This window comes from Zobellia roscoffensis (assembly GCF_015330165.1).
GTDB classification, from domain to species: domain Bacteria; phylum Bacteroidota; class Bacteroidia; order Flavobacteriales; family Flavobacteriaceae; genus Zobellia; species Zobellia roscoffensis.
This window is the reverse complement of the sequence record NZ_JADDXT010000002.1, coordinates 4,828,269-4,845,047: the sequence shown is the minus strand read 5'-3', so window position 1 is coordinate 4,845,047 and position 16,779 is coordinate 4,828,269. Positions and strand designations below refer to the sequence as shown.

Genomic DNA, 16,779 nt, shown 5'->3' with positions numbered 1-16,779 from the left:
AAAAGATATGGATAAAGAAGTTTTTGAACATTATTTGAATACGAACCGAAGACACTTTTTGGGTAAAATGGCTATGGGAATGGGCGGTGTAGCATTGGGCTCACTTTTAATGCCTGATTTACTATCCAGTAAAAAAGCGGCTGAGGAGCAACTGCCTTTAGGGTTAAAACATTTTGCGGCTAAGGCAAAGCGTATTATACTTTTAGTACAAAACGGTGCTCCCTCGCAATTAGAGAGCTTTGACTACAAACCCAAGTTGAATGATATGTTTGGGCAGGAACTTCCACCTTCTATTAGGGGAGACCAAAAACTAACCGGTATGACCGCTGGCCAGGAATCCTTTCCGTTGGTGGGGTCAAAATTCGGTTTTAAACAATACGGTAAATCGGGTGCTTGGGTAAGTGACCTTTTTCCTCATATAGGTAAGATTACAGATGATATTTGTATCATTAAGAGTATGCATACAGATGCTATCAATCATGATCCGGCATTAACATTTATGCAAACAGGCGCACAAGTGGGGAATAGACCCAGTATTGGCTCGTGGTTTAGTTACGGCTTAGGTAGTGAGAACCAAAACTTACCGGCATATTGCGTTTTGCTTTCAAAAGGGAAAGGTAACGGGCAAGGGGTATACTCAAAATTATGGTCCAATGGATTTTTGGATAGTTCTCACCAAGGTGTGCAGTTAAGTGCAAGTGAAGATCCTATTTTGTATCTGAACGATCCAAAAGGGATGGACAGGGAAACACGTCGTAAGATGTTAGACCACCTGGCTTCTTTGAACCAGTTAGGGTATGATGAGTTTGGAGATCCGGAAATTCCAGCAAAAATTAAGCAGTACGAAATGGCATATAGAATGCAAACGGCTGTACCTGAAATTACGGATGTATCCAAAGAACCGGACCATATTAAGAAATTATACGGACCAGATTGTATGGTGCCCGGTACTTATGCCGCAAACTGCCTATTGGCTAGAAAACTGTCTGAATCCGGGGTGCGTTTTGTTCAACTATACCATCAAGGTTGGGATCAGCATAACAATTTGGTAGGAGAAATGAAGGGGCAAGCCAAAGATGTAGATACGGCATCTGCTGCATTGATAACCGATTTAAAACAACGTGGACTGTTAGACGAAACCTTGGTCATATGGAGTGGGGAGTTCGGTAGAACCAACTATTGCCAAGGTAAACTGACAAAGGATAATTACGGACGAGATCATCACCCACGCTGCTATAGTATTTTTATGGCCGGAGGAGGTGTAAAAGCCGGATTGTCCTATGGAAAAACAGATGAGCTTGGTTATAATATTGTAGAGAGTCCCGTTCATATTCATGACTTACATGCAACTATTATGCATTTAATGGGATTAGATCATGAAAAATTAACCCACAAACACCTAGGAAGAAGGTTTAGGTTGACCGATGTTCATGGTCATGTTGTTAAAGATATTCTGGCTTAGTTATATGAAAAAAGGAATCCCTATTTTTTTGAACTTATTGTTCTTTCTTCATGTACTATTAGCATTTTTGGTGCTTTTTGAAGGGTATCTTAAAATTCCATTTTGGTTGCAGCCGTTGGGAAGAATGCATCCATTGGTTTTACACTTTCCAGTGGCTTTTATCGTGCTTCTGGCTGTACTTAATTTGTTTGAAAAACAGCTAGACCCAGTTTCGTTTCAAAAGATAAACTTCACTTTAGTATTGGGAACTTCTTTTATGACAGTGCTGGCAACGCTCATGGGTCTCATGCTTTCACTGGAAGGGTACGACTCGGAAACAATGACATTTCATAAGTGGTTGGGTATTGCCCTTTGTTTTATTGTGTACGCGCTTGTTTGGTGCTACTCTTATCAAAAGGTATTTCAAGTAGTATTATATATCGGAGTAGTTGGAGTGGTTTTAGCAGGACATTATGGAGCGAGCCTTACCCATGGTTCGGATTTTATTATGCAGCCAATTACTGCAGCTAAGAAGGCTGTTGTAGATGAGGATACACCAATATACACGGCATACGTAGCTCCAATACTAAAGAAAAAATGTACTAGTTGCCATAATCCTCAGAAACATAAAGGCGATTTAGATTTGACTACTATTGAAGCAATAGTAAGAGGAGGTGAAAACGGAGATGTTTGGTTAGCACATAATGCCGATAAAAGTCTTTTCTTGAACAGAGTTGCATTACCGCTTGAAGATGAGGAGCACATGCCACCAGAAGGAAAACCGCAACTAACGAAAGAAGAAATAGAGTTGATGCAAACTTGGATTAATCACGGTGCGGATGCCCAGATTAGTTATGCTCAATTACAAGAGGTAGATACCTTAAAAATTTTAGTTGCTGAAAAATGGATAAAAGCTTTGGAAGAACCCAAATATACCTTCGGTTTTGCTTCCGCTGAAACTATAGGAAAGCTCAGTAACCCATACAGAACGGTAGTTCAAAAATCACCAACTTCACCGGCTATTGAAGTCGCTATTTTCGGTAGAGCTGCTTTCCAAGATCAATACTTGAGCGAACTTGAAAAAATTAAAGAGCAGGTAGTGTATTTGAATTTGGCAAATCTTCCTATTGAAAATAAGCATATGAATTCAATTGGAAAACTGTCTAATTTAGAACATCTGATACTTAACTTCACGAATATAGATAGCGGGGCTATTTCTTCCTTACAAAGTTGCAATCAGCTTAAAACACTTTCATTATCGGGTACGGCTATAAATTCTTCGGTGCTTGGGTCATTAAAAGGATTAAATGGTTTGAAGGAAGTATTTGTTTGGAATACTGAACTTAGTACGGAAGATATCCAGACTTTACGAAAGGAGTTGCCTCACGTTCTAATTAATGAAGGGTACATACCCAACCCAGAAGAAGTTTTGCCTTTAACGCCACCCGCTTTAGTGAATGACGGAAATATTATTAGTTCTGGAGATATGATTTCCTTAGGTCATAAAATGAGTGGGGTAACTATAAAATATACGGTGAATGGAAGTGAACCGGACTCTACTTCAACAATATTTGAACAATCGTTTCCTTTGGATTTAAAGGGAAAGAGAAAACAAACGGTCAAAGCTTTTGCATACAAAGAAGGATGGTTACCAAGCGAGCCAATTTCGTATGAGTTTTATGACAGAGGATTTGTGCCTGAAGCTGTACAGGTAGAACACCCTGGAGTCTTGAGCTCGTATACGGGAGAGGCGGCAAAAATATTGACAGATAATATTAGAAATAGCGAAAAAATAGGATACTCTAAGTTTTGGGCTACGTATAAAACAAGTCCCCTAATAGCTATTGTAGATTTTAGTAAAGATAATCCCAAAATAAGAGAAGTGGTCTTAAGTTGTGGTATTCACAATAAGCAGAAAAAATCCCCTCTTGAATTTGTTGAGGTTTGGACGTCTACCAACAAAGAAGACTGGCAACGTATTAAAAGAGAAAATTTTGAAGGTGAAACTGATATGGAGCAATTAAAAGAAATATCAATTCAATTACCGACGTCTTCAGAAAAGTATTTTAAAATTATTGCGCAACCGGTAAAAAAAGAAACCATAAGGGTTAACCAACTCTTCTTTTTTTAGTTGTCAGCCTTGTAATGGGGGGCTCTAAATAGTTTTTTGTTTAATGTGTGACTATCTTTGTTATTGCAAATATCTGCAGTAAACGCATTATCGTAAACACATATATGAAAATAAATATTGATGGATTTGTTCTGTCAGTTATCGCAATAATTGGCATTGCTTATGTATTCCCACAATGGGGAGTGCCCGGAAGTAATATTCCCATTAATACAATTAGTACAATAGGAGTTTCTCTTATTTTCTTTTTTTACGGACTTAAGTTGAGCCCTCAAAAATTAAAATCAGGGATTAAGAATTGGAAGCTACATCTATTGGTGCAGGCTTCTACTTTTGTGATATTTCCTTTATTGATATTAATTTTTAGACCATTGTTGCAAACCCAGGAGCAAGAAACCATTTGGTTGGCCTTCTTTTTTTTGGCAGCTCTACCATCAACCGTTTCTTCATCAGTGGTAATGGTTTCTATTGCGAAAGGTAATATTCCCGCAGCCATTTTTAATGCAAGTATTTCGGGAATCATTGGTGTTCTGATAACTCCTTTGTGGATGGGGCTATTTGTACAAAATGCACAATCCAACTTCGATTTTACGGACATTTATACCAAACTTATAGTGCAAATCATTTTACCGGTCATAGTTGGCTTTCTTTTGCAACGATTTCTGGGCGAATTTGCTCAGAAGTATGGTAAGCAGTTAACGTTGTTCGATAAATCCATTATCCTCCTTATTATTTACAAAAGTTTTGCAGAATCTTTTGAAGGGAGCGTATTTTCTTCAGTATCTATTTTGGATTTGGTATTTCTTTTATTGGGAGTGGTTATATTGTTTTGGGTTGTGTTTTTTTTGACGGGGTTTCTAGCTCGGAAAATGAGATTTTCTTTAGAAGACCAGATTACGGCACAGTTCTGTGGAACAAAAAAATCACTGGTACACGGAACCGTATTTTCTAAAATTCTTTTTAGCAATATGGTTTCTATAGGTATCATTCTGTTGCCTCTAATGTTATTTCATGCCACACAGCTATTGATTATAAGTGTGGTGGCTTCAAAAATGAGCAAGAAGGACGCTCTTGATTAGGACTTTGTATCCCTCTTGGAGAATTATAATTTGTTCACAATAAAGGCTATGATTAAGAGTTTTGCACTTCCTCTACACATTCTCGACATTCAACTACGGGTACTTGGTATCCATCGAATTTGCTCCTTGATTTATAGCTTGTTAGGGTAATTTTGGGGTATACAAAAGGACAAAGAATTAGGTCGCTTTGAAAATTTTGTTCATTGAAATGCGGACGGTATATGTCTGATAGAAAGTTTAGGAAGGCGTATTGCTACTGTTCATGATAGAAATGATGATGAATGTGCCCCCGGTAAAACAGTAGTTGGCCAAGTTGAAAATATCGTTCGCATTTTTTATTTTACAATATCCACTTTAAAATAAGGTTAACGTAGATTCTCGCTCAATCATTGTAGTTTTTATAACCTCGGTCTCAAAAGCTTTTCCCGTATCATTTTGCTCTATTCTGTTTACGAGTTGTTTTGCTGCTCTTTCACCCATATAATACCCATGCTGGCTAATAGAGGTTAAACTAGGAACCACATATTTTGGAAGAATTCCGTTGGTAAAACAAATGACGGATAGTTCTTCAGGAATTTTGATTCCCAAAGAATTAGCGGTAAGTAAAGAAGTAACACCTGCTTCTTCTTCTAAACCTAAAATGGCATCAACCTTTCCGGCGGATAGTAATTTTCTTATTTCAACCTCCATAAAAGACTTTTCTAGCTTTTCAAAAATCAGGCTTTGGTCCAATTCAATATCATGGTCTTGTAGGCATTGGTGATAACCGTTTATTCTTAAACGCGAAATCTCAAGATCTCCCAATAACGAAACTACGGCAATACGCTTGCATCCCGATTTTATGAGATGTTCCGTTGCATTATAAGCGGCTTTTGTATCGTCTATGGTTACTTTGTCGCAATGTAATTTTGAGGATACACGATCAAACATTACTACTGGGATACCTTTGTTTAAAAAAGGCTGAAAGTGCTCAATTTTATCTAATCGTCCGGTTTCTTCCGCAAGCGAAACTAGTAGTCCGGATATGGCGCCTTTGCGAAGCATTTCGGTAATAGCGACTTCCTTTTTATAGGATTCATTAGAGATACAGGCAATCATGTTATAACCACGGTCATTCAAAACTTTTTCAACGCCGCTAATGACTTGGGCAAAGAAATAATTTAAAATATTTGGAATAATAACACCTACTGATTGAGAAGGTTCTTTTCTAAGATTGATTGCGTTTAGATTCGGACGGTATTTATGCTCTCTAGCGTAAGCAATGATTTTCTCCTTGGTACGGGCGCTAATTTCATGGCTATCATTTAGTGCCTTGGATACGGTAGATTTGGATACCTTAAAATGCTTGGCGATATCGTCTAAACTGAGTTTTCGTTTCATAACCGTATCAAGATACTAAATATCATCAATAGTATTTTACCTCTTTTTTAACTTCCAGATTGCTAAAATAACATTTTGGTGCTACGCTTTTTACGAAACCCATTTCGAAAAATACAAATAATTGTAAATATCTGATTTTAAATAGGTTGTGGTTGTGAAATTTTGAATTTAAAAATGTTTCTATTTCGTATTTTTAGTACGGAAACGAATTATCTACAACTCGTTTTAAGTTATAGTTTAAATTTGACAAAAGGGCTTGGTTTTGAATTGAATAGGAACTGTTTAGGAAATTCGTTCAAAGAATAAAAGCACTTACAAACATCAAGAAATATGTATAGTATAGGTTATGATATTGGAAGTTCGTCTATAAAGGCTGCCTTGGTTGAGGTAAGTACAGGTAAACCTTTTGCTGTGGTGAGCGAACCCAAAAAGGAAATGGATATTCTTGCCATCAATAATGGTTGGGCAGAACAGGATCCTGATACTTGGTGGAAGCATGTTTGTACCGCAACAAAAACATTGCTGTCTGAAAATAACATTAAACCAGAAGAGGTTACCGGAGTTGGTATTTCATACCAAATGCATGGTTTGGTTGTGGTAGACCAGGACCTTAAACCGTTGCGTGATTCTATTATTTGGTGCGATAGTAGAGCGGTAGAAATTGGTCAAAAGGCATTTGATGCACTTGGCAATGACCGTTGCAGTGAGAATCTATTGAACTCACCTTCCAACTTTACAGCGTCAAAGTTGAAATGGGTAAAAGATAATGAGCCGGAGCTTTTTAAACGTATCCATAAGTTTATGTTACCTGGCGATTATATAGCGACTAGGTTAAGCGGTATTGCGAACACGACTTTATCCGGATTGTCAGAAGGAATTTTTTGGGATTTCAAAACCAATAGTCTAGCCACATGGTTATTGGATTATTACGGATTGAATGAATCTCACGTTCCCGAAATAGTAGATACCTTTTCTATACAAAGTAAAGTTTCGGAACAAGGGGCAAAGGAGTCAGGTTTAAATGTTGGTACGCCTATTTTATATAGAGCAGGAGACCAGCCCAATAATGCCTTGTCTCTAAATGTTTTTAACCCGGGAGAAGTTGCGGCTACGGGAGGAACATCTGGAGTAATTTACGCAGTAACTGATAATCTTTCGGTAAAGGAAAGCTCAAGAGTCAACAACTTTGCACACGTAAATTATAACCAGGATAATCGTTTTGTAGGGAAGCTACTTTGTATAAATGGAGCCGGTATTCAGTACCGTTGGATGTTGAATAACTTGGACGTTGCTTCGTATGATAAAATGAACGATTTGGCCAATTCGGTTCCACAAGGTTCCGATGGCGTAAAAATATTGCCTTTCGGTAATGGTGCCGAGCGTATGCTAAATAATAAAGATTTAGGTACGAATATTTTCGGCATTAATTTGAACAATCACACCAAAGCACATTTGTGCAGGGCTTCGTTGGAAGGTATTGCATTTTCATTCGTTTATGGAATGGAAATTCTAAGGTCTGACGGAATTACAGCGACTAAAATACGTGCGGGAAATGATAACCTTTTCCGTTCGGAGATTTTTTCAAATACAATAGCAACTCTTATTGATAGGGAAATTGAAATATATAATACCACAGGTGCCATTGGAGCAGCAAGGGCCTGTATTTTAAGTGATGGTGATTTTACAAGCTTTGGAGAGCAAATTATGGCTAATGATTATGTTATGAGCTATAAACCTTCCGAAGAAAAAGAAGCATTACAATCTGCATATTCTGCATGGAAAAAAGAATTAGAACAAGTATTAAAAAACAAGTAACATGGCATTATTAGGAGACAAAGAGTACTTTAAAGGAATTGGAGACATTAAGTTTGAAGGGAAAGAATCTGACAACCCTTTAGCGTTTAAATATTACAACCCAGACCAGGTTGTTGCAGGTAAGACTATGAGTGAACATTTTAAGTTTGCTATTGCTTACTGGCATACGTTCTGTGGACAAGGTTCCGACCCATTTGGTCCTGGTACGCAGAATTTTCTTTGGGATGCATCTTCAGATGCTGTTCAAGCGGCAAAAGATAAGGCAGATGCAGCCTTTGAATTTATCAGCAAAATGGGATTTGATTATTTCTGTTTCCATGATTTTGATTTGATTCAAGAAGGTCCAACTTTTACTGAATCAGAAAAAAGATTGGCTACTATTACTGAGTATATCAAAGAAAAGAAAGCTGCTTCAGGTATTAAGTTATTGTGGGGTACGGCTAACTGTTTCTCTAATCCGAGATACATGAACGGTGCTGCTACAAACCCAGATTTTGATGTGGTTGCTAGAGCAGGTGGTCAAGTAAAATTAGCGATGGATGCAACTATTGCGTTAGACGGTGAGAACTATGTTTTCTGGGGAGGTCGTGAAGGTTATATGTCTCTTTTGAACACCAATATGGGTCGTGAATTAGATCACATGGCACAATTCTTAACTATGGCTAGAGATTATGCTCGTAAGCAAGGATTTAAAGGTAATTTCTTTATTGAACCAAAACCAATGGAGCCAACCAAGCACCAGTATGATTTTGACTCGGCTACAGCAATTGGTTTCTTGAAAGAGTACGGATTGGATAAAGATTTCAAAATAAACATAGAGGTAAATCATGCAACTTTGGCTCAGCATACTTTCCAACATGAAATGGAAGTTGCAGCTAAAGCAGGAATGTTAGGTAGTTTAGATGCTAACCGTGGTGATTACCAAAATGGTTGGGATACGGATCAGTTCCCGAACAACATTCAGGAGACTACAGAGGCTATGTTGGTATTTTTACAAGCAGGTGGTCTACAAGGGGGTGGTGTAAACTTTGATGCTAAAATTAGAAGAAACTCAACTGATCTTGAAGATATTTTCTTAGCTCACATTGGAGGAGCGGATACTTTTGCCAGAGCATTGCTTACTGCAGATAAGATTATGACTTCTTCGGATTATACTAAACTACGCGAGAATCGGTACAGTTCTTTTGATTCTGGTAAAGGAAAAGACTTTGAAGCTGGTAAATTGAGTCTTGAAAACTTATACGATTTAGCAACTACAAACGGCGAGTTGCAGTTAAGAAGCGGTAAGCAAGAATTGTTTGAAAACATCATTAATCAACACATTTAAACTATATGAAGTTCTTTATAGATACAGCAAATTTAGACGACATTCAAAGCGCCTATGAGTTAGGTGTTTTGGATGGCGTAACTACAAACCCTTCTTTAATGGCTAAAGAAGGTATTACCGGAAAAGACAATATTTTAAAACACTACCTGGCAATTTGTGAAAAAGTTGAAGGTGATGTTTCTGCTGAGGTTATTGCAACCGATTATGCAGGTATGATCAAAGAAGGTGAAGAATTGGCCGCCTTACACCCTCAGATTGTGGTAAAATTACCAATGATAGCAGATGGTGTAAAAGCATGTAAATATTTCTCTGATAAAGGAATAAAAACAAACGTTACTCTAGTGTTTTCAGTAGGTCAGGCATTATTGGCGGCTAAAGCTGGCGCTACGTATGTATCTCCATTCTTAGGTAGATTAGATGATATTTCTACAGACGGTATGCGTTTGATCGAGGAGATACGTTTGATTTATGATAACTATGATTTTAATACACAAATTTTGTCCGCTTCTGTACGTCATACCATGCATGTTATCAACTGTGCAAAATTAGGTTCTGATGTTATGACCGGTCCATTATCTGCAATTGAAGGTTTACTAAAACACCCTTTAACGGATAGTGGTTTAGAGAAATTCTTAGCAGATTACCAAAAGGGAATAACTAAGTAAGTTCATTTCTGAGTTTAATTTAGAAATAATTTATTAAAATAAACTCTATTGCCGGTGGTATAACTACCGGCAATTTGGTTTAATCCCATTTCTATTTTTTTTACGTTAGGTGTATTTAATATGAAAGGAAAAATACTATTAGTTTTAGTAATGTGTGCTATAAGTTCATACGGACAAGAAACTAAATTAGACCAAGCTTCATGTTTAAAACGGTATGTGGGTGAATGGTTTAGTACCGCTTCAGCTGAATACAATCCTGTAGGAGATCGCTCAGAAATAAAAATGGTTAACGTTCCTAAAATGAATGGTAATTCAATTCAAGTTGAAGTATTTCAATTAGGAAATGAGGGATACGTTCCTATTTTGGTTGAATTGATAAGTTATGATGCAATAACCAATAAAATTGTTGCTCTTGGTCAAAATGAAAATGAAGTGTGTTTTTCAGGAGTGGGTAGTTTTTCGGACAAAAATAACTGGATTATGGTTGATTATGATTTTAGTGGGAACCATCAGCAAACGGTTTCTTTCCAGTTTCGGTCAGACAGGGAGGTGTATTTAGGAGGAAAAAATAATAGCGGTGAAATCCTTTGGAAAACTCGGTACATAAAAAAATGAATCCATATGGATCAGGATTAAGGTATTACTATATCATTTGCGTGAAATGAACAATTGAGCTATCTTCAAACGGGTTCAGAAATCAATTGTTTGCCTTTATATTATCCTAGTATAAAAATAAGATTTAACAATACACCTAGCAAAGTGGTGTAGGTATATGAAGAGTATTAAAATATTTTTAATTTTTGTTGTTTTTGTGTTTTCTACACAAGGTTATTTACATGCCCAAAATTCAAAATCCGAATATTCTTTCGTAAATATAGAACAAGAGAATACGCAAAGAGCTGTCTCTACCATAGTTCAAGACAGTATGGGGCTCATCTGGATGGGCACTAACGGAGTAGGGCTGAGGAAATATAATGGCATTGATATAACTACTTACACGCAAGATGTTAACGATTCAAAATCATTAAGTAATTCGTTAATATTCACTTCCTATATAGATAGTTCAGATAGATTGTGGGTGGGTACAGAGACAGGTTTAGATGTATATGATAGAGAGCTTGATATTTTCAATGCTGTACAATTAAAGGACGGAACAGCATTGGAGGGAGGTGTTCTTATTAATGCAATACAAGATGGTATTAACGGAGAGCTTTTAGTAGGTTCATATTATCATGGAGTGTTTAGAGTAGATCCAGAAACCTTAAGAAGTGAATCTATTCCTTTTCAGTCTACACTAGCAAAATCAGTAATTCAAGTTACTGGTATATTAAAAAGTGTTTCGGGTAAAATATTTATAGCTACCAATCATGGTCTTTTTGAATATGATGGGGTTAAGATTATGCCCTCCCAGATTCTGAATGATTATAATAAACGAATTAAAAACCCGAATAGAAACATTATAACAATGTTTCAAGATAAAGAAGGTGCAATTTGGTTGGGTACTTTTTCGGATGGGTTAATTAAGGTAAAACTGCAGCCTTCTGGCAACTACAAAATAAATAACTATCCTATCTCTCAGCAGCGGGTTTTAGCAATAGACCAGGCAGGTGATGGAAACATCATATGTGGTACAGAAAACGATGGGCTTTTTGTTTTAAGTACAGATGGAACCTTAATTAAGAACTACCGTTATGACAAGACAGATGTTCATAGTGTTAAGTCAAACTCCATATGGTCTGTGTTTGTAGACAATCAAGAACGTATTTGGATTGGATATTATAATAAAGGGGTAGGGGTATATGATAAGTTGTATGATAAATTCAATAATAACGAAAGCCTATATCATATTAACAATTCTCTTATTTTATCCTCAGTTACAGCTATTGTAAGTGATGAAGAGGGTAGGTTATGGTTTGGTTTAGATGGTGGTGGCATAGATGTATACGATTCTGTAGAAGAAAAAATTGTTCATTTAAAAGATAACCAAAACCCCATTGCAAAAAACCTTAATGCGGTAGCGGTTACGGGAATGTTTTTTGATAGTCAAAATAATCTTTGGGTAGGTACGTGGGATTCTGGTATTTATTTTCTTCCAAAAAACACATCAACTTTTATAAATTATACAACGTCAAATACAAACGGGGGGTTGACAAATAACCGTATAATGACATTTGATGAAGATAAAAATGGAATAATTTGGATTGGTTCATATGAAGAAGGGGTACATTCTTATGAACCAAAAACTAAAAAATTTACGTCTCATAATACTCAAATTTTCAATGACACACTTCCTAGCCATGGAGAAGTACGCAAATTGTTAGTAGATAGTAATGACTTTCTTTGGATAGGTACGACAGGAGGTCTTTTTAAAATACCTATTGATTTTTCTCCTGGGGAGAAGGTTATTTCTTTGGTAGAGCGTATGTACGCAGATACAGGACAACATCTACTTGTGGATAGGGTTGTATCATTATTTGAGGACAGTAGGAAGATAATATGGATAGGAACCAATGGTGGGGGAGTATGCAAATACAATTCGCAAGAAGATACATTTACATGGTATGGACAAAAAGATGGACTTGGCCAAGGGACTATAGCTTCAATTCAAGAAGATGATAATGGAGATATTTGGCTAAGCGGAAATAATGGGATTTCTAGATTGAACGTAGAAAAAGAAGATTTTAAGAATTTTAATGTACATGACGGCTTATTAGCTAATGATTTTAATTATAATTCTGCATATAAGGACGATTCTGGTATTTTATATTTTGGCAGTTATGAGGGTGTTAATTCTATAAATCCAAAAAAATTAAGTTTCAATAATATCTTACCACGAGTTTATTTTACGGACTTTAAGCTTTTTAATAAGTCGGTTATTCCAAATGTTGAAGAGTCGCCTCTAAAAAAAGTTATTGGCAAAACAGAAAGAATTACCCTAAACCATAAACAGTCTGTTTTTAGTATAGAATATGCAGGAATTAATTTCACAAGGCCCAAAAAGAATCAGTATGCTTATTTCTTACAAGGTTTTGATAACCGCTGGAATTATGTTGGGGAAAATAGAAGTGCTACCTATACGAATCTTCCACCGGGAGATTATGTTTTTAAAGTAAAGGCGGCCAATAATGATGGTGTGTGGAACGAAACACCAAAAACGTTAGGACTTACTATTTTGGCTCCGTGGTGGAGTACCAATCTGGCTATTCTAGGATATGTTTTGATACTGCTACTTATCACTTATTTTTTAGTAAATCTTACGAGCCAAAGAATACGCGAGAAAAGAATGGTTCAGTTTGAGCGAGAAAAACGATTACAAGAAGAAGTATTGAACGATAGGAAAATTCAGTTTTTCACCAATATTTCGCATGAGTTTAGAACGCCACTTACCCTTATTTTAAACCCTCTAGAAGATATTCTTGGTGAATCCGGACCTGCATTCTCTAAAAAGGTAATGGAGAAATTAGGAATCATCTACAAAAATACCAACAGGTTAAAACGGTTGATTGATGAGTTGATGGATTTTAGAAAACTAGATATCAATAAACTCAATGTTAAAGTGTCAGAATTGGAAGCCGTAGGTTTTGTAAAGGAAATCACCCATCACTTTGAAGAAGAGGCAATGCAAAAGAACATACAGCTTTTGGTGGAGTCAGAAGAACCGCCAATAACGCTGTGGAGTGACCCTTCTATGCTGGAAAAGGTTATTTTTAATATACTTTCTAATGCGTTTAAAATTACACCTGAACAAGGAGAAATAACGGTAAGTGTTTTTAAGACCATAAACAAAATTGTATTTCCTCACATAGATGAGAATGAGATGTACCAAGCCTTGGAAATAAGTGTCGAAGATACGGGGAGTGGTATTGGACAGGAAGACCTGAAAAAAGTTTTTGAACGTTTTTATCAAGTGGAAAAAATGAACAGCCAGTATTACGGTGGTACAGGTATTGGTTTGGAAGTGGTAAAAAGTTTTGTTGATCTTTTAAAAGGTAAAATAGAAGTAGAAAGTGAAGAAGGCGTGGGTACAAAGTTTGGGATTTTTCTTCCCATGGGCAATGCTCACTTTAAACCTAGTGAATTGTTTTTGAGCCCAAAACCCGTAAGTGAAACCATGCAACCAATCGTGGCAACAGAAGATATTGTTGACCGGTTTGTAAGTCCAGGTTCTGCTATCACACTGCTAATTGTTGAAGACAATGCAGAACTACGGACGTATTTAAGAAATGAGCTCAAAGAGTTTTATACTGTAATTGAGGCTGTAAATGGAACCGAAGGGGTAAAGGCCGCTGAAAAAAGAACTCCGGATATTATTCTTACAGACGTAGTTATGCCAGAAATGGATGGTTTTGAGTTTTGTAGGCGAATTAGAGAAGACCTTAAGACAAGCCATATACCCATTCTCATGTTAACGGCCAAAACAATGACAGATGATTGGGTTAAAGGAATAGATAGTGGGGCAGATATTTATTTGACCAAACCTTTTGAGATGACTGTACTAAAGGCACAATTAAAACAGATATTGAGCAGTAGACAGGTCTTGTTCAATAAGTATTTGAATGATTCAGGTAATGTAAAAGTACCGGAGAATACTTCAGAACTTGACAAAAGTTTTATTGCTAAGGTGTTAAAGTACATTACGGTTAACCTCTCTGATGAAAACCTAAATGTGGAACAATTGGCAGAAGAGGTAAATCTTAGTAGAAGCCAATTATATAGAAAAATAAAAGCACTTACTGGGTATTCCGCAAATGAATTCTTAAGGAATATTAGACTTGAAAAAGCAAAGCAGATGATAGAAACGGGGAACGAGTCTATTAGCGAAGTATGTTTTAAAGTCGGTTTTTCTTCACCTTCTTACTTCACAAAGTGTTTCAAGGCTCATTTTGGTTTTCTTCCTACCGAGGTTAAGTAATCATTTGATAATTTTTTATTGTAGTACAAACCCTAAGACTTCGGTAGATTTAATTAGATTACAGGAACACTAGAAGTATATGTACTGTTTTAGGTAAATCCATATCTTTATATGATTAAATATACTGGATTGGAAATAGTAGAAACACATAGAAATGATTATACCATTTCAACTGATAAGGATAAATTGGATATTCTTAGTATTCACAAATTCCTTTCAAAAGAAACTGATTGGGCTAAGGGAATTCCAATGAATACCGTAAAAACATCCATTGAAAACTCTTTGAATTTTGGACTGTATCATAATAACAAACAAATAGGCTACGCCAGAATAATTTCAGACTATTCCACAATTGCCTATTTAGGAGATGTATTTGTTCTTAAAGAATATAGAGGAAATGGATTAAGTAAATGGTTGATAAATGAAATCATGGAACATCCAAAGCTACAAGGATTAAGACGATGGATTTTACTAACTGACACTGCAGAATGGCTTTATAAGAAATTTGGATTTACAGAATTGCCCCATCCTGAATTTTACATGGAAAAGCATAATCCAAATGTATATAAAGGAATAGAAACTACTAAAGGCAATGCGGAAGAAACCTAAAATAGGGTGGTTTAGCAATGAATTGACCCTATTAAATCTTAATTAAAACCCCTCATTTTCTACATTTAAAAACTTGAGTTTTAATCACTCGCAATTTCTGCGTCATGCCCAATTACTTAAAGCTCATCGCTTTTATGAGGCAAAATGCCACAAATGTTCTATACAGCGCTTCATTTGTAATATAGGTAACCTAGTAATTTCACGACTTTTATCATATTCATAGTCAATACAATTGACTAGTTGTATTATAGATTTCTCTATTTAACCATTTTAATTTAATGATATGTTTAAAACTGTTGTGTTATTTTTTGTAATCCTGTTGTTTTTGTTCGGTTTTGGAAAAATTAAGGAAAGTGCATTTCAAACCGAAGACGATGCTGACAGTCTTAAAAAAGTTTACAAGAAAGAGTTTTATATAGGAGCAGCTATTAATGACAAGATTATTACTGGAAAAAATAAAAAAGCTCTTGAAGTTTTAAAGAGAGAATTCAATACTATTAGTCCAGAAAACGTCATGAAATGGGAAGAGGTTCATCCGTCTCCAGACACGTTTTATTTTGATATGGCCGACAAGTATGTGGCTCTTGGTAAAGAAAATAACATGTTCGTTATTGGTCATACACTTTTATGGCATAGCCAGATAGGGCCATGGATGAATACCGTAAATGATAGTGCTACCATGGCAAATTATATCCGTGATCATATTACGACAGTAGCAAGTAGGTATAGTGGTAAAATTGATGGTTGGGATGTGGTAAACGAGGCTTTAAATGAAGATGGTTCGCTAAGGGAATCTGTCTTTTTAAAGGTGATGGGAGAACGGTATTTAGAATTTGCATTTAAGCTTGCAGAAAAAGCAGACCCATCTGCAGAGTTATATTATAACGATTATAATATGTGGAAACCCAAAAAGCGGGAAGGGGCTATACGGCTTATAGAAAATCTTCAAAAAAGCGGAGCTAAGATTAACGGAGTAGGTATGCAGGCACATTGGGGTTTGACAGAACCTTCATTAGAAGAAGTAGAGAATAGTATTGTGGCCTATGCAAAACTGGGTTTAAAGGTTTCCATTACAGAATTGGATGTTACCGTTTTACCAAACCCTTGGGGATTGGAGGGCGCAGAAATTGGTCAAAACTATGAGGAGAGCGAAGAAATGAATCCTTACCCAAATGCTTTGCCAGATTCTGTAGAAGTGCAGTTAGCCCAGCGTTACAAGGATATTTTTAAACTCTTTTTAAAACACAGTGATAAGATTGATAGGGTTACTTTCTGGGGTGTGAATGACCAAAGTTCATGGCTTAACAATTGGCCAATTACTAATAGAACTAATTACCCTTTACTTTTTGATAGAAAATTTGAAGCGAAAAAAGCATATCAGGCGGTAATGGAACTTAAAACAGATTCAACCAACCAACAGTAA

11 protein-coding genes are annotated in these 16,779 nt (G+C 36.3%); 10 read left to right on the top strand and 1 reads right to left on the bottom strand.

The features are described 5' to 3' along the window. The first annotated feature begins 7 nt into the window (after positions 1–7). The 3 genes from IWC72_RS19740 to IWC72_RS19730 all read left to right on the top strand — a co-directional run bounded on the left by IWC72_RS19740 (position 8) and on the right by IWC72_RS19730 (position 4,648). Positions 8–1,462, top strand: coding sequence for a DUF1501 domain-containing protein (locus IWC72_RS19740; protein WP_194530980.1), 1,455 nt, complete (start codon positions 8–10; stop codon positions 1,460–1,462). A gap of 4 nt (positions 1,463–1,466) precedes the next feature. Beyond that, positions 1,467–3,572, top strand: coding sequence for a c-type cytochrome domain-containing protein (locus tag IWC72_RS19735; RefSeq protein ID WP_194530979.1), 2,106 nt, complete (start codon positions 1,467–1,469; stop codon positions 3,570–3,572). A 104-nt stretch (positions 3,573–3,676) separates the two neighbouring features. Continuing rightward, positions 3,677–4,648 (top strand): bile acid:sodium symporter family protein, encoded by a 972-nt coding sequence (locus IWC72_RS19730; protein ID WP_194530978.1) that lies wholly within the window; start codon positions 3,677–3,679, stop codon positions 4,646–4,648. 354 nt (positions 4,649–5,002) lie between these two features. On the opposite strand, the gene IWC72_RS19725 is transcribed toward IWC72_RS19730, so the two are convergent. After that, complete coding sequence (locus tag IWC72_RS19725) at positions 5,003–6,028, bottom strand: LacI family DNA-binding transcriptional regulator (protein WP_194530977.1); 1,026 nt, start codon at positions 6,026–6,028, stop codon at positions 5,003–5,005. Between the two features lie 330 nt (positions 6,029–6,358). Between IWC72_RS19725 and IWC72_RS19720 the strand changes: the two genes are divergently transcribed. The 7 genes from IWC72_RS19720 to IWC72_RS19690 all read left to right on the top strand — a co-directional run bounded on the left by IWC72_RS19720 (position 6,359) and on the right by IWC72_RS19690 (position 16,779). Then, positions 6,359–7,843, top strand: a complete 1,485-nt coding sequence (locus tag IWC72_RS19720; RefSeq protein WP_194530976.1) for a xylulokinase — start codon at positions 6,359–6,361, stop codon at positions 7,841–7,843. A 1-nt stretch (position 7,844) separates the two neighbouring features. Beyond that, positions 7,845–9,170 (top strand): xylose isomerase, encoded by a 1,326-nt coding sequence (gene xylA / locus IWC72_RS19715; protein WP_194527877.1) that lies wholly within the window; start codon positions 7,845–7,847, stop codon positions 9,168–9,170. Between the two features lie 5 nt (positions 9,171–9,175). Continuing rightward, positions 9,176–9,835, top strand: a complete 660-nt coding sequence (gene fsa, locus IWC72_RS19710) for a fructose-6-phosphate aldolase (protein WP_194530975.1) — start codon at positions 9,176–9,178, stop codon at positions 9,833–9,835. 120 nt (positions 9,836–9,955) lie between these two features. Continuing rightward, positions 9,956–10,450, top strand: a complete 495-nt coding sequence (locus IWC72_RS19705) for a hypothetical protein (protein ID WP_194530974.1) — start codon at positions 9,956–9,958, stop codon at positions 10,448–10,450. A 157-nt stretch (positions 10,451–10,607) separates the two neighbouring features. Then, positions 10,608–14,747, top strand: coding sequence for a hybrid sensor histidine kinase/response regulator (locus IWC72_RS19700; RefSeq protein WP_194530973.1), 4,140 nt, complete (start codon positions 10,608–10,610; stop codon positions 14,745–14,747). A 111-nt stretch (positions 14,748–14,858) separates the two neighbouring features. After that, a complete protein-coding gene (locus tag IWC72_RS19695; protein WP_317171420.1) occupies positions 14,859–15,356 on the top strand; it encodes a GNAT family N-acetyltransferase in 498 nt (165 codons plus the stop codon). A gap of 283 nt (positions 15,357–15,639) precedes the next feature. After that, a complete protein-coding gene (locus IWC72_RS19690) occupies positions 15,640–16,779 on the top strand; it encodes an endo-1,4-beta-xylanase (protein ID WP_194530972.1) in 1,140 nt (379 codons plus the stop codon).